We start from the raw sequence: 14,844 nt of genomic DNA on the forward strand, positions 1-14,844 counted from the left end.
TTCTATAAGATGTTCAATTTTAAATATATAAGATGGAAGTAATATTGAAAGATTTAGCAGAAGACTTGTCAACACTTTTGGAAAGGCTACATACTGCTGAGGCTACTTTGATTGATGTTAAATTACAGGAAGACGGTGATAAGGTCGGTGAGCAGATACCACTTATAGAACAGATTTCTGTAATGAAAAAGCATCTCAATGATCTAGAATTAAGGAAAAATGAGTTGTTGGCTTCAGTGCAAGAGGGGAGTTTTACAGGTGGATTTGAAGGTGAGACGACAGAACAAATGCTGCAACGAATGAAGCAAAAGCTGGATGCAGCCAAGCAGGAAGATCAAACAAGAGAAGTTGCTGAAAAACTGAGACTTGATTTGAATATGGCAATTGGGGGAATGAAAGAAATTGAAGCGTCAGTTAGAAATATAAAATCATCCATGGCACTTCAGGCTTTGAAAGAAAAAATGAAAAAAAATCAGTAAACTCACCTGCTTCAGTGACTTTATTGAATATTCAATTGTCAGAAATATACAGTCTTTGTGTACTGTTTGATTTGCTAATTACTAAAACCAATTAATTCACCTTCATGAAAAGCACCATTAAGCTTTTTTGTTTGTACCTAGTGTCTATTAGTTGTATAGGATGTGCAACAATTTTTAAAGGAACCCATGCTACCAAGTTAATCAGTGTTGACTCTTCCCCTGACAATGCCAATGTCTATCTTGATGGAAGGTATGTAGGACGTACACCGACTAGGATCTCTGTCCGTCAAAAAAAGTCGCATAAAATCACATTTGAAAAAGATGGATATGAAACTGCCAACTATTACTTAGGCAGGCATATACAGGCAGGGTATGTAGTACTGGATATTTTTGCACTCTTTCCGTATGGTATGCTAACTGACCTTATCACAGGTGCATGGTACACGCCTGATGTAAGGCGTATTTACATGAACTTGCTCGAAAAAGAACAGGTTAGTGAACCAATGTATGCTACAACAGAAATACCTGCCCTTGAAGTGAAGAAGGAAGAGGTGGTTTTCACTTCAGAACTTGCAGACAATATTCCTAAAACAGAAAAGGTGAATGAGCATGCGGTAGCAGTAGTGATTGGCAATAAGAACTATCAGAATAAGGATGTACCCAATGTGGACTTTGCATTGAATGATGCAAGGCTGATGAAAGCATATCTAGTGGAGGCATTTGGTTTCAGGGAAGGAAACATCATCTATGTAGAAGATGCAAGCCAAGCCAGATTTAATAGCATTTTTGGGAACAATGCCAATTACAGGGGGCAACTATACAACTATATTCGGGAAGATGAGTCAGATGTATTTATTTTCTATAGCGGACATGGTGCACCTGATCTAGATAAGAAAGAGGCCTACTTTGTACCAGTGGACTGTGACCCAAGTTTGGTAGCACTCAATGGTTATTCGCTTGATACTTTCTATTCAAACTTAGGTAAAATGCCCTATAAGTCTCTGACAGTTGTATTGGATGCCTGTTTTAGTGGGGTTTCTGATGGAGGGATGTTGATCAGTCAGGCATCTCCTGTATTGATTAAGGCAAAAAGTAGGGTTTTTCAGGATGAAAGAAGTATCCTGTTTACTTCGGCAGGGGCACAGCAAGTGTCTTCATGGTTTCCGGAAAAACAGCATTCCCTGTTTACATATTATTTCCTGAAAGGGTTGCAAGGAGATTCAGATATGGATGGAGATGATGTAATTACATTGGGGGAAATGCAGGAATACCTTTTTAAGGAAGTGACTTACAGAGCCAGAAGGCTTCATAATAGGATGCAGGTTCCTGACGTAGTTGGTGACGAGAAACTTGTGTTATTGGAACGGTAATAATAAAAATATCATTGTCAACTGAGAAGCGGTTACTCATATAAAAGTGGGTAACCGCTTTTTGTATAAGAAAATGTCCGGTGCTTATGCGGTCATTTCCTCTCCAATTTCATTTTCTTCTTCCTTGAACTCTTTAGGGTTAGGGAGGTCGGACACATTGTTGATGCCGAAGTATTCCAAAAACTTCTTAGTGGTACCGTAAAGCAACGGTCTACCTATCGCATCAGACTTTCCTTTGATTTCCACTAGTTCTTTTTCCAGAAGCTTTTTGACGGCATAGTCACAGCCGACACCTCTGATCTGTTCAAGCTCTGTCCTGCTGATGGGTTGCCTGTAGGCAATAATTGAAAGGGTTTCCAATGATGATTTGGATAGTTTTCTTTTGGAACGATGCTTTAGGAATGCACCAGTACTGTCACTGCATTCATGTTTGGTTAAGAACTTATAGCCACCACCGCTGTTGATGATCTCAAAAGCAAATGTATCGTCCTGATACTTTTCCTGAAGCCTTGCCATGGCAGCTTCCACTTCCTGTTTGGTTATAGAAGTACCTAACGACTCCTGAAGAGCAGTGGTGATCTCATCTGCAGTTACAGGGGTAGGAGCACAGAATACAATTGCTTCAGCATGTTTGTCCAATACAGTCATATCAGTCTTTTGTGTCTAGCGTATCATCATACAGAGCTGACTTTGCTCATTTGATTATCATCTGTTGAAAGTATATAACCTTTCGTAATATAAAGTTGACTTAAACGTGGAAATTTAACAAATCAACTGACTAAAAATAAAGAGATGCGAATAATATTAACAAAAAAACTCAGCTGTATTTCCCAATACAGCTGAGTTATAGGGGACTCATAACGAAAATAGGCTCGTTTGATTTGATTGATAAGCCTAAGGTTATCTTGAAACTAAAGCAACCCTTCTTTCTGCCCGTCGTACCGCACTTGACTGATTAACTGTTTTTCAGTTTAGCTTCAATTGAGTGCTGGGTATGTGGCACGGCTCTCAAACGGTCTTTAGAAATAAGTTTGCCTGTATCTACACAAACTCCATATGTACCGTTTTTGATACGGATAAGAGCTTTTTCAAGCTGGGTTTTGTATTTGAGTGTTCTTGCAGCTAGCTGGTTCAGTTGTTCTTTCTCATAAGCATCAGCGCCATCCTCCAACGTTTTACCACCTGAGTGATTAGAGTCGTATCCGCTGCTAGACTTCATGATAGATGATTTCAGATGATCAAGTTCACTGTTTGCTTTGTCCAGCTTTTTAACAAGAAGTTCCTCAAACTCTTTCAGTTCTTCCCTTGTGTAACGTAGTTGTTCAGTTGCCATAGTTATACAATTAAGGTTTGAGATTGGATGCGTAAAACTACAACAATCATCATGTAATATTCAAGTATGATTGAAGAAAATGTATTGTTTTTGTGCAATAACGTTGTAAATACCCAAAAGGTTGTAGTTTATTGAAAAATTATATGAATATAGATGTTGTGCAAACATTAACTGAGAGTTGTCTTATGTTAATGCTAATGAGTAGGGATATCTGTGTTAACAATTAAGGTAGTGAATATTGAAATAATCCTATTGTAAATAAGACTTAACACGCTAAACATCAGTGAAAATAGATATGACCATGCATTTGTGTACAAAAAAAGCCTGACATTGTTGCCAGGCTTTTTGTATTCTTAACAAACCCCTATCCTATAACAGGGTGCTCAAGTTAACAGATTCACAATAGTGAGCCAATCTGTCAGTGTTCTCAAGAACTCTGATATCGGCAATACGCTGATTGTCCTTATTTACTACAACTTCAATAAAAGTTCCTTGGATACAGTACAACTCGTACCTTCTTCCATGATAGTTAAGTTCAGATACCATTTCAGCGTGCAGGTAGATTGTCTCCACCTTTTGCTCGTAAGGTAGTTTGTTAAAGAACGTAGTTGAAATTTTCATGAAGAAAATAAAGATGGTTCGGTCAGCAATATAATATTATTTTTATTTCACAGAAGGTTTACATATGATTCTGTTTGTGTTATTTGAGGTTGTGTCATGTAAGTCTTTAGTTATCAGTGTGATTAATTTCACTCATTTTAAGCACTTAAAAGTACTTAAAATGGCATTTTTCCGAGGTTTTAGCTCATTTTAGTCAATGAAAACCCTGAATGTTTTTCTATGATTTTTGTGGCTAACCAGAATAAGTATCAAAGACTGGTTGATACTTTTCGGAAGGGAAAATGAGTGAGTTACTGTTGTTACAGACTGTTGTTGATCAAAAATTAACTTTCCAGTCAAATCCCATCCCTGAATTTTAATCTGGTCACCAATCAGGTTGTCCAACTGCAACTTGAATGTCCCATCAGATGGGTTAGGGTAGAGGTTTACAGCAGCCAATGGAGAGGCTTGATCCAAATCTGTGATCAGGCTTTTTGCTCTTATATAGGAAGCTATCCCATAGCCTAACTGATTGTCAGGAGCAGATGACATCGATCCTGAACTTTTGATTTTATCCATCAACTCAAAGTTGGTCAGCTCAGGGAACTGTTCCCAGAGACCTGCAGCAAGTGCTGCCAACAAAGGAGACGCAAAGGAAGTACCGCTGCTGGTACGCAGTTCTCCACTGGGGTTGACAATCGTTACACCTGCTCCCATAGCAGCAATATCTGGTTTGATGCGATCATCGGCTGTTGGTCCAATAGAACTTGAGGAAGCTTTTTGACCGTTGCTGCTTACCGAACCTACAGCCATAACAAATGGAGAGTCAGCAGGGAAAGTCACTTTTCCCCAAGAATTGGCCCCTTCATTTCCGGCAGCAGATACTACCAGCATTCCTTTACTGGCGGCATAGTTAGCAGCTACCGATATCCAAGCAGTTGTTCCATTAAGCTCACTTTGCTCATAATCCTCAGCCGAATTGTCAAATTGGTTATAGCCTAAAGATGAGTTAATGATATCAACCCCTAAGCTGTCAGCCATTTCAGCTGCTTTAAGCCAGTAGATTTCTTCAATCCTCCTTTCAATGGCATCAGCTTCTGTGCGGAACAAGTAATAAGAGGCGTTGTATGCCCCACCAACCATAACACCTTCTTTATATGACCCCATCAATGAAAGCACATTTAAGCCATGTCCACCATTGTCAAAAACATCAGTTTCATTATCTACAATGTCAAAAGTGCCTTTTATATCAATGTGCTGAAAGAAATCAAGTTGATCCATATTCAGGAAACCATTGTCAAATACCGCAACGGTAATCCCATTTCCTGTATAACCATCTGCCAGCATTTGATCTATGCCAATCAGGTGATTTTGGGTAAAACTGTTTCCCAATAGCGCCGAGTCTGCCATTACCGCTTGTGTGGTAAGCTCTGGATTAAAAGGCTCGGCACTGTCCTGCATATTTGTAATCTCACTAACGAAAGGGAGATCGATTAGTGCTGTGAGTTCAGAAGGAGAGCCCTCCACCAAAACAGCATTTAGCCATTTAGAAGTAAGTAAGACATTTACATCTTCATTCTGAATGGCGGATACATATTCCTGACTGACAGGAAAGTCGGAGCTATCCAATTCAATTCCTTGATTGTTTCTTCTGCTAATAGCTTCCTGCGTAAGAAAATCAGAAGGAGAAAGAGATTCACTGCCTTTTTTATCCTTGAAAATGATCAGTGAATAGTCTTGAGCTGATAAGTTAAAAGTGCATAAGTTGGCGATAACCAGCAGCAAAACAATGCGAACCATATTTATTATATCAATGTGTGAACAATAAAATTTATCAATGAGTTGTGACTATAAAATGCTTTCAAGCTGAAAAAGTATGCAGACTGAAAGTGGTATTCTAAATAACGATTAAAACTATAAAATAACTGCTGCTTAGTATGAATTTCAACGGTAAAAATATTCTGGTAGTAGGGGCTAGCTCAGGTATTGGCTACCAATTGGCAAAAGGGCTGGAAGCTTCTGGAGCGACAGTGTTCACAGCGTCAAGGAGTAAGCCTAAGGACTTATATGCTGAATTTGTTCAGCTTGACGTAACGGATGAAATATCTGAAGAAACTTTCAGCAGCTTGCCTAATGAGCTTCATGGAGTGGTTTATTGTCCGGGAAGTATTAATCTGAAACCGTTTGCTAGACTGAAAGCAGAGGATTTTTTAGCCGATTACAGGATAAATGTATTGGGAGCCGTAGAGGTGATACAACATACTTTAAGTAGACTGAAGCAGGCAGGGAGTAGTAGTGTCGTGTTGTTTAGTACTGTGGCAGTACAGACAGGTATGAACTACCACGCCAGTATTGCGGCAGCAAAAGGGGCAATAGAAGGGCTTGTACGTTCGTTGGCAGCTGAATTTGCAGGGAGTAGTATTCGCTTCAATGCTATTGCCCCCTCTTTGGTGGATACACCACTTGCTGCAAAGCTACTTTCTTCAGAAGAAAAAAGAGCTGCTTCTGATAAACGCCACCCACTTGGAAGGGTTGGTAAACCAGAAGAACTGGCTGCAACGGCTATGTTTCTGCTAAGTGATGATGCTTCATGGATGAGTGGACAAGTACTGGCACTGGATGGAGGAATGTCCTCACTTAAACCATTGTAATATTTATTGGAACTAAGATCAATTGAAAATGAGTGTATCCGTTTTTTGGTTCAGAAGAGACTTAAGACTGGAAGATAATGCCGGATTGTATCATGCTTTGAAAGGAGAGCATCCTGTTTTGCCTCTTTTTATATTTGATAAAGAGATTCTGGATAATCTGGAAGATAAGGATGATAAGCGATTGACCTTTATCCATCAGGAGGTTGAAAGGATAAAGGCGAAATTGGAAAAGGAGGGAAGCTCTCTTTTGGTCAAGTATGGGAAACCTGCTGATGTTTGGGCTGAAGTGCTGAATGAGTACGACGTAAAAGCCGTTTTTACCAATCGTGATTATGAACCTTATGCCAAGGAACGTGATGCCACAATTGGAGAATACCTTTCATCCGAAGAAATCCCATTCAAGACATTCAAGGATCAATGTATCTTCGAGATGGATGAGGTTTTGAAAGACGATGGAGATCCTTATGTTGTGTTTACGCCATATAGCCGAAAGTGGAAAGAAAAGCTGAATGTAGAAAAGTCCGATTTCTATGTGAAAAGCTATCCAGTAGAGAAATATGCTGACAATTATTTCCAGACCAAACCACTTTCATTGATTTCATTAGAGGATATGGGGTTTGAGCCTGTCAAAATGAGGTTTCCATCAAGAACGGTTGATACTGAAACCTTGGAGGAATACAAGGAGAACCGAGACTATCCGGCAGTAGACGGGACTTCAAGGCTGAGTATTCACCTGAGGTTTGGCACAATTAGTATTCGTCAGTTAGCGAGGCAGACCATTGGTAAAAGCGATACCTTCCTCAATGAGTTGATTTGGCGTGACTTCTACATGATGATCTTGCACCACTTTCCGAAAGTGGTTACAGAAAACTTTCATAGTAAATATGATGCTTTGAATTGGCGAAACAATGAAAAAGAGTTTGAGGCATGGTGTGAAGGCAAGACAGGTTACCCGATTGTGGATGCAGGAATGAGACAGCTCAACGAGACAGGCTATATGCATAACCGCGTCAGAATGATTACAGCTAGTTTCCTGACAAAACACCTTCTGATTGATTGGCGATGGGGCGAGGCATATTTCGCTCGCAAACTGTTGGATTATGACCTGTCTGCTAATAATGGCGGTTGGCAGTGGGCAGCAAGTACAGGTACGGATGCACAGCCATACTTTAGGATTTTCAACCCATATTCCCAGCAAGATAAGTTTGATAAGCAGGAAGCATATATCAAAAAGTGGGTACCTGAGTTTGGTACAGGTAAGTACCCCGAACCGATCGTTGAGCATAAAGAAGCCCGACAAAGAGCATTGGATGCTTTTAAATCTGTAATGGAAAACTAGAATTGAATAAAAGAAATTGGGGCAGCAGTCCTTCATCACTCCCTTGATGAATGGCTGCTGTTTCCTTTTGTGGACTTGTGTTTTGGACTATTCTGATAAGAAAAGCTTACACTTTCTCTAATTTAGATTGTTATCCAATTAAAATATTGTGAAATTTATAACACACATTGCTTATCTGGTCAAAGTGACTGGTTGATCATCGGTTTGGTCCAAAATTGAAGGTTTTCTTCTACTGATTTGATTGCCAAACTTTTTAAACTGAAACACTGATATGGAAAAATTGAAGTATATACTGAGTGCATTTTTACTGATTTTCTCATTGACTGCCTTGGGACAGGAAAGTGTCGTAATGGTGTTGGAAATTCGGGATCAGATAGACCCTAGGATGAGCCGTTACGTTGAGTTGGCATTGGAAGAAGCTAGAAGTCAGCATGCTGATATGGTGATCATAGATATGGATACCTATGGAGGTGCTGTATATGATGCGGATAAGATCAGGTCGATGTTGATGGATTTTGAAAAGCCCGTTTACTCTTTTATTAATAAAGATGCAGCCTCAGCTGGAGCTTTGATCTCTATTGCCTGTGACAGTATTTATATGGCTTCTGGGGCAAGTATCGGCGCTGCAACTGTAGTCAATGGAACAGATGGTCAGGCGATGCCTGATAAGTATCAGTCTTATATGCGCTCAACGATGCGCTCTACCGCAGAAGACAACGGGAGGGATCCTAGGATTGCAGAAGCAATGGTTGACGAGTCTTTGGAAGTGGAAGGGATTTCTGAAGCAGGGAAAGTGCTTACTTTCACAGCTTCTGAAGCAATGGCACATGGTTATTGCGAAGCAACCGTCAATTCAATTTCGGAAATCATGGAGCGATTGGGCGTAGAAGAGTATCAGGTAGTCAAATACGAACCTTCGATCAGTGAACAAGTGATTGCGTTCTTCCTCAATCCGATGGTTAGCGGTATCTTGATACTGGTGATCATGGGAGGTATTTATTTTGAGTTACAATCTCCTGGTATTGGTTTTCCTTTGGCTGCAGCTATTATAGCAGCTCTCCTATATTTTACACCATACTATTTAAATGGATTGGCAGAAAATTGGGAGATCATTCTGTTTGCAGTTGGTATCCTCTTGTTGGCTTTGGAGATATTTGTGATTCCGGGGTTTGGTGTGGCTGGTATTTTAGGGATTGCCTGTATGTTGGGAGGTTTGGTGTTGGTCATGCTAAATAACGATAAATTTGATTTTACTTTCGTTTCAGAAGGACGAATTGTGGAAGCCTTAACTGTCACAACCGCAGGATTTTTGTTTTCAATTGTAGGTTTGGTAATTCTAGGGGCTAGATTGCCATATTTGAGTGCCTTCAAAAGAGTAGCCTTGCAGGAAACATTAAGCAGGGAAGAAGGTTATACTTCTACGTCCAATATTGAAGATTTTGTAGGAAGAATTGGAACAGCCTATACTGTACTACGACCTTCAGGCAAAATAGAACTGAATGGAGAGATAAAGGATGCCTTTACAAGAGGTGATTATATAGAAAAGGGAGACAAAGTGGAGGTAATAGCCCAAACGGGTACCTCCTTGAAAGTGCGGAAACTGGATTAGGTGCGTAACCTGAAAAGACTTTATTGAGAATACACTTGTGGAACACGTACTGAAGCGTGTTCCTATTTATTTTTACATGTCGTTTTTAGCTAAATGAAAGTCGCAATTGTAAAGTACAATGCTGGCAACATACAGTCAGTAATTTATGCGCTAAATAGGTTAGGCGTAGACCCGATCGTAACAGACGATCCGGAAGAACTAAACAAGGCAGACAAGGTGATTTTCCCTGGTGTTGGTGAGGCAAGTACCGCAATGCGTTACTTAAAGGAACGTGGGTTGGATAAGGTGATTCCTGCGTTGAAGCAACCGGTATTGGGCATCTGTCTGGGATTGCAGTTAATGTGTAAGCATTCTGAGGAGAATGATACGGAGTGCTTGGGCATCTTTGATGTTCCTGTACAGCGTTTTCCACATCAGGAAAATGTGAAAGTGCCTCAAATGGGATGGAACAAGATTACCCATTTGAAAGAGCCGTTGTTCAAGGGATTGGATACAGAGAGCTATGTGTACTTTGTCCATAGTTATTATGCTGTATTGAACGAATATACAGCAGCTCAAACGGATTATGCTGTGCCATTCAGTGCTTCTTTGCATCGTGACAACTTTTATGCAGTACAGTTTCACCCTGAAAAGAGCAGTGAAGTAGGAGAGCAAATCCTCCGCAACTTTTTGGAAATTTAATGTCTTACCAAATAACCTGAAATACCTTGATTGATATCATACCTGCCATTGACCTGATAGATGGCAAATGTGTTCGCCTGACACAAGGCGATTATAAAAACAAGACTGTTTATAATGATGACCCTGTAGAGGTTGCCAAAATGTTTGAAGATGCTGGTATTAAGCGCTTGCACTTGGTAGATCTTGACGGTGCAAAACAGAAGACAGTAGTCAATACACATGTCTTGAAGGCAATTACGCAGCAAACCAATATGGTTGTAGACTTTGGAGGTGGAATCCAGTCTGAAACTGACTTGCAAAAAGCCTTTGACAATGGTGCTGCGATGGTCACTTGTGGAAGCATAGCCGTGAAACAGCGTGATGTGTTTGAAGGTTGGGTACAGAAGTATGGTGGTGATACCATTATTCTGGCAGCAGATGCTAAAGATGGCAAAGTAGCTGTAAGCGGTTGGCAGGAAACATCTTCAGTCGATCTGCTACAATTTATAGAAGAGTATGTATCAAAAGGAGTTACATCCGTTTTGTGTACTGATATTAGCCGTGATGGTATGTTGCAGGGACCAGCAGTAGAGTTGTACAAAACGATTCAGCAACGTTTCCCTGACTTAAAGCTTATTGCGAGTGGTGGTGTATCTGGAATGAGAGATCTGGAGGAACTGAATGAGGCAGGTATCTATTCGGTAGTGGTTGGTAAAGCCTTTTACGAAGGACGGATAACTTTGGATCAGCTGGCTAGCTTTAAGTAAAAATAATTTGCTGCACGAGAAAAATTGAAAGAATTATGCTGACAAAGAGAATTATACCTTGTCTGGATATAAAAGATGGCAAGACTGTAAAAGGGGTTAACTTTTTGGAGTTGAGGGATGCCGGTGATCCAGTCGAGCTAGCAGAAATATACAGCAGAGAAGGTGCTGATGAACTTGTTTTCTTGGATATCACGGCAACGGTGGAGAAGAGAAAAACGCTGGTAGAGCTTGTTAAGAAAGTGGCAAGCCAAATCAATATACCATTTACAGTAGGAGGTGGTATCAGTACTGTTGAAGATGTGTCTGCCTTACTAAAGGCTGGAGCGGATAAGGTGTCTATCAATTCATCGGCTGTCAAAAGACCTGAGCTGATTAACGAACTGGCACGTGAGTTTGGTTCACAGTGCGTAGTAGTAGCCATTGACACAAGGTATGTGGATGGTGAACATATTGTACACGTAAAAGGAGGACGAGAAGCAACTGAGCTGAGAACAATTCCTTGGGCGCATGAAGTGCAAGAGAGGGGTGCAGGCGAAATACTGCTGACATCAATGGATCATGATGGTACCAAAAATGGTTTTGCTATTGAGTTGACAGGTCAGTTGTCAAAGTCATTGAATATTCCAGTAATTGCATCAGGTGGTGCAGGTACAATGGAGCATTTCAAGGATGTTTTTATGAACAATGATGCTGATGCCGCTTTGGCTGCCAGTATATTCCACTTTAAGGAAATCGGTATTCCGGAACTTAAAGCTTACCTGAAAAAGGAAGGAATTGAGATGAGAATCTGATTACATATATAAAGGAAGTTGAACATAGGTCGGCTTCCTTTTTCATACCTTTATACCAATAACCAACACATCATCTGTCTGTTCCTGATCGCCCTTCCAGGTATCGAACTCATCTTTCATTATGTCTTTTTGCTTGCAAAGTGAATGAACACTGCAATAGTGGAGCATAGTCTTGAAGCGGTGTTTCATAAACTTACGATCATTTTTTCCTCCAAACTGATCCTGAAACCCATCTGAAAAAAGGTAATACAGGTCACCTTGCTTGGTGTTGACCTTGGTTTCTTCAAATGGCTTTTCTCTTCCTAAATCCAATTCCCTGATACCTCTCCTGGTTGGCTTGATTTCAAAAAACTGTTTATTCCTAATGTAATAAAGTGGTCTGCGAGCCCCTGCAAATCTTAAACTTTGATTATTTTCGTTGATCACGACAATCGCCAAATCCATTCCGCCACCCAAGTCTTTATTGTCTTTGTACTCAAAGCTTTTTAGCATCCCCTTGTCCATTTCACTAAGAATTCGTGACGGAGATACAATTCCTTTAGCCAGTACGATTTCATTCAGTAATTGAATGCCCAATACCGTAAGAAAGGCAGCAGGGACACCGTGTCCTGTACAGTCTCCAACCACCAGTATCTGATGATTGCCAATACGGTTGTACCAGTAAAAATCACCACTTACAATGTCCTTAGGCTGGTTAAGTACAAAAGCTTCTTCAAACGCATCCTCAATTCTTCTGTCATTGCCAATAAGGGCTTTCTGGATTTGTTGCGCATAGGTAATACTACTTGTTTGGATTGCATTGGCTTCTTTTAGCTTTGCCTCATACTCGAGGTGGTTCTTTTTGAATATCTGAACAGTCAGGAAGCAGAAAACAGCAGTTAGGAAAATGGACCAGTAATAAGGGAAGTGAAATGGAGGGGGAGGCAATATTGGTTCAAAATACTTGAAGCCGGCAACGGTTATCATCATGGCAATGACAGCCATTCCTGCCAGAAAATAGTGCTGGGTTTGTTTGTCAAAAAAGAGGACAGGATTACAGACCATTGCCAAAAAAAGCAAGTGTAAACCTGCATTGGGTCCATGAATCCAGCAGATAATAATCTTGGATAATAAAGCTAAAAAGAAGGTGCCTAACCGTGCTGCTACAAGTTTACCCTTGATATGCAAGACCAGAAATAGGGAAAATAAGAGTCCTTCAGTAAGTGCCACTCCAGCAAATATCCATTCAGTCTGGATCAGAAAGAAAATCGTGACTAGTAAGGTATAGCCAATGATAGCGACTAGAATAAAGTTCAGTATTCTGTAAAGACGGTTTTCTTCAAAAGTTAAATCTGAATTAGAATTCAACCGTTGTTTAAGTATTGTAAGCATGAAGTGAAAAAATTCTTTAGGCTCAATTAATCTTAGAAAATATGGGTAAATCTGTTGTTAATCTGATGATCAATATAATAAAAATAAGAAGGTGTTAATATATCTCAATCAAGCTATCCTAGATTTTTTTACTCATCAGAAAACGGTTGTGCTCTTTGAAGCCCCATTTTTTATAAAGTGATATAGCCCTGTTGTGTTTTTCTACTTCAAGATGAAGCGTATGGATGCCCAATGAAGTCGCTTCCTTGGTAAGGTGAGCGATGGCATGATTACCAATTCCCTTTCCTCTAAAACTTTGTTTGATATAGAGTTCATCCAAAAAAGCATCTTTGCCTCCAAACTCAAAACTAAAGCTGATCGTCAAGATCATATAGCCAGCAACCTTGCTATTTAACTTGATCAGCCAGATTCGACCAAAATAATGAAGGCTGAAAAACTCTCCGAGTGCTTTCCTCATTTGAGCTTCATCAAACGGGTATCCATCAATCTCATAAAAATCTTTCATCATGGGAAGCAGTTCATCTATATGCTTATGGCTGGTAAGTTCAAATTCAGGAGTGTTCATAAGGGGGCTGGGATAGGGTTTGGGGAATGCGAATAGTTGAATATACACCCTTTTATTGAATGTTATATGAATACGCCGATTAGGGATTAGTCTGCAGGTGTTTTCTTCATAAAATAATAGTGTCTGTTTGTAAAAACTAATTACCGCTTCGTGAATTATTTATAGAATTAAAATCACTATCGCCTACTTTTAAGTGTGTTCAATAAAACGTTACAATTCTTGATTCAAGAATTGAGACCTAATTTATTGCCCTTTGTTATGTAGAGCGAAAATTCGTAACAACCTCTTAAATAGAGGAATCTGTTAAGAATTAAAATACTTCTGTTAGGTTGACCTTAATAAGGTTTTCTTAATGATAGAAGGACTTTAGTAGACATCAGGCTTAAGGTGAAGAAAACATCTGAAAGTCTGATGTTTTTTTGTGTCTCTCCACATTTGTACTATTTTTAGAGAACGACATGTGAAAACTATAGTTAAAAACTAAACTAATTACTAACCTGATGACAAGCGCTAAAGACGACCATTTAGAGTCCAAAGAGTGTGTGCTAATACTTGAGGACGATATTAAACTATTGAACAATTTAGCTGAGAAAGTAAGACAACTAGGCTATGATGTAATCGAAGCAACTGACAGTAAAATGGCAATTTCACTATTCCGAGAACACATCCCTTCGGCTATGATCTCGGATATTCAACTTGGGGAAGGAGATATCAGTGGGATTGATACGGTGAGGATGTTACAGAACCAATACAATTTTGCTGTCATATACCTGACTTCTTTTGTTGATAGCCTAACGATTCAGAAAGCAAAGACAACATTGCCATTCCAGTATTTGATCAAGCCAGTTTCTGATAAAGAGTTGGAAGTAGGATTGGCACTTTCCCTTGAACTGTATCACAGTACAAAACCTCAAAATATCATTGAGAGGGTTTCTACATTTTTTATTAAGAGTAACTCTGAAGCCTATGCCAAGAAAGTATCAATAGAGGATATTCTTCTTATCAGGGCTGAAAGGGCATATAGTGAATTGACTTTGAGTAAAAATGGAGAAAAAGTGCTCGTGTCCTATAACCTAAGCCAGATTCTGAACAAGTTAAACAACCATCCAGACCTGTTGCGGGTTCACAGAAGCTATTGTGTAAACTGGAACTACGTGAGAGGGGTTGGGACTTCAGAGCTTGTATTGGAAAGCCCTGCCGGTGAGCACTTTCCAATACCGATAGGTAAGTTTTACAGGAATGAGGTAGTCTCAAGGATGGAGTTTCTATAGCAAATGGAGAATCCACAGTAATAAAAAATGCTCCAGTT

General features: G+C 39.8%; 15 protein-coding genes. 9 read left to right on the forward strand and 6 right to left on the reverse strand.

Translation table 11 applies throughout. The features are described from left to right. The first annotated feature begins 32 nt into the window (after positions 1-32). Both V6R21_RS13335 and V6R21_RS13340 read left to right on the forward strand, forming a co-directional pair. Positions 33-479 (forward strand): hypothetical protein, encoded by a 447-nt coding sequence (locus V6R21_RS13335; protein ID WP_334244117.1) that lies wholly within the window; start codon positions 33-35, stop codon positions 477-479. Positions 480-583: 104 nt separating this feature from the next. Beyond that, entirely contained in the window at positions 584-1,849 is a 1,266-nt protein-coding gene (locus V6R21_RS13340) for a caspase family protein (RefSeq protein WP_334244118.1), read from the forward strand. A gap of 84 nt (positions 1,850-1,933) precedes the next feature. Here V6R21_RS13340 and scpB read toward each other — a convergent pair whose 3' ends face one another. The 4 genes from scpB to V6R21_RS13360 all read right to left on the reverse strand — a co-directional run bounded on the left by scpB (position 1,934) and on the right by V6R21_RS13360 (position 5,582). After that, positions 1,934-2,497 (reverse strand): SMC-Scp complex subunit ScpB, encoded by a 564-nt coding sequence (gene scpB, locus V6R21_RS13345; protein ID WP_334244119.1) that lies wholly within the window; start codon positions 2,495-2,497, stop codon positions 1,934-1,936. 307 nt (positions 2,498-2,804) lie between these two features. Further along, positions 2,805-3,182 (reverse strand): TraR/DksA family transcriptional regulator, encoded by a 378-nt coding sequence (locus V6R21_RS13350; protein ID WP_334244120.1) that lies wholly within the window; start codon positions 3,180-3,182, stop codon positions 2,805-2,807. A 369-nt stretch (positions 3,183-3,551) separates the two neighbouring features. After that, the gene (locus tag V6R21_RS13355) at positions 3,552-3,803 is read right to left on the reverse strand and encodes a hypothetical protein (RefSeq protein WP_334244121.1); all 252 of its coding nucleotides are present in this window, start codon (positions 3,801-3,803) and stop codon (positions 3,552-3,554) included. A 189-nt stretch (positions 3,804-3,992) separates the two neighbouring features. Then, on the reverse strand, positions 3,993-5,582 hold the full coding sequence (locus tag V6R21_RS13360; RefSeq protein ID WP_334244122.1) for a S8 family serine peptidase: 1,590 nt from the start codon (positions 5,580-5,582) through the stop codon (positions 3,993-3,995). Positions 5,583-5,719: 137 nt separating this feature from the next. Between V6R21_RS13360 and V6R21_RS13365 the strand changes: the two genes are divergently transcribed. From V6R21_RS13365 to hisF, 6 genes are all read left to right on the forward strand, one after another. Continuing rightward, on the forward strand, positions 5,720-6,433 hold the full coding sequence (locus tag V6R21_RS13365) for an SDR family NAD(P)-dependent oxidoreductase (RefSeq protein WP_334244123.1): 714 nt from the start codon (positions 5,720-5,722) through the stop codon (positions 6,431-6,433). Between the two features lie 28 nt (positions 6,434-6,461). Next, entirely contained in the window at positions 6,462-7,772 is a 1,311-nt protein-coding gene (locus tag V6R21_RS13370; protein WP_334244124.1) for a cryptochrome/photolyase family protein, read from the forward strand. Between the two features lie 271 nt (positions 7,773-8,043). Next, positions 8,044-9,381 carry an NfeD family protein gene (locus V6R21_RS13375; RefSeq protein WP_334244125.1) on the forward strand — a complete coding sequence of 446 codons (1,338 nt, stop codon included), beginning with the start codon at positions 8,044-8,046 and terminating at the stop codon, positions 9,379-9,381. Between the two features lie 93 nt (positions 9,382-9,474). Next, on the forward strand, positions 9,475-10,062 hold the full coding sequence (gene hisH, locus V6R21_RS13380) for an imidazole glycerol phosphate synthase subunit HisH (protein WP_334244126.1): 588 nt from the start codon (positions 9,475-9,477) through the stop codon (positions 10,060-10,062). Positions 10,063-10,091: 29 nt separating this feature from the next. Continuing rightward, positions 10,092-10,808: a 1-(5-phosphoribosyl)-5-[(5-phosphoribosylamino)methylideneamino]imidazole-4-carboxamide isomerase gene (gene hisA / locus V6R21_RS13385; protein WP_334244928.1), complete on the forward strand. Its 717-nt coding sequence runs from the start codon at positions 10,092-10,094 to the stop codon at positions 10,806-10,808. A gap of 35 nt (positions 10,809-10,843) precedes the next feature. After that, positions 10,844-11,599, forward strand: coding sequence for an imidazole glycerol phosphate synthase subunit HisF (hisF, locus tag V6R21_RS13390; RefSeq protein ID WP_334244127.1), 756 nt, complete (start codon positions 10,844-10,846; stop codon positions 11,597-11,599). A gap of 42 nt (positions 11,600-11,641) precedes the next feature. Here hisF and V6R21_RS13395 read toward each other — a convergent pair whose 3' ends face one another. Next, positions 11,642-12,970: a PP2C family protein-serine/threonine phosphatase gene (locus tag V6R21_RS13395; RefSeq protein WP_334244128.1), complete on the reverse strand. Its 1,329-nt coding sequence runs from the start codon at positions 12,968-12,970 to the stop codon at positions 11,642-11,644. 118 nt (positions 12,971-13,088) lie between these two features. Then, complete coding sequence (locus V6R21_RS13400; protein WP_334244129.1) at positions 13,089-13,535, reverse strand: GNAT family N-acetyltransferase; 447 nt, start codon at positions 13,533-13,535, stop codon at positions 13,089-13,091. Between the two features lie 500 nt (positions 13,536-14,035). Between V6R21_RS13400 and V6R21_RS13405 the strand changes: the two genes are divergently transcribed. Beyond that, positions 14,036-14,806 (forward strand): LytR/AlgR family response regulator transcription factor, encoded by a 771-nt coding sequence (locus V6R21_RS13405; RefSeq protein ID WP_334244130.1) that lies wholly within the window; start codon positions 14,036-14,038, stop codon positions 14,804-14,806. The last annotated feature ends 38 nt before the right edge of the window (positions 14,807-14,844 follow it).

The sequence above is a fragment of the Limibacter armeniacum genome, from assembly GCF_036880985.1.
Taxonomy (GTDB): domain Bacteria; phylum Bacteroidota; class Bacteroidia; order Cytophagales; family Flammeovirgaceae; genus Limibacter; species Limibacter armeniacum.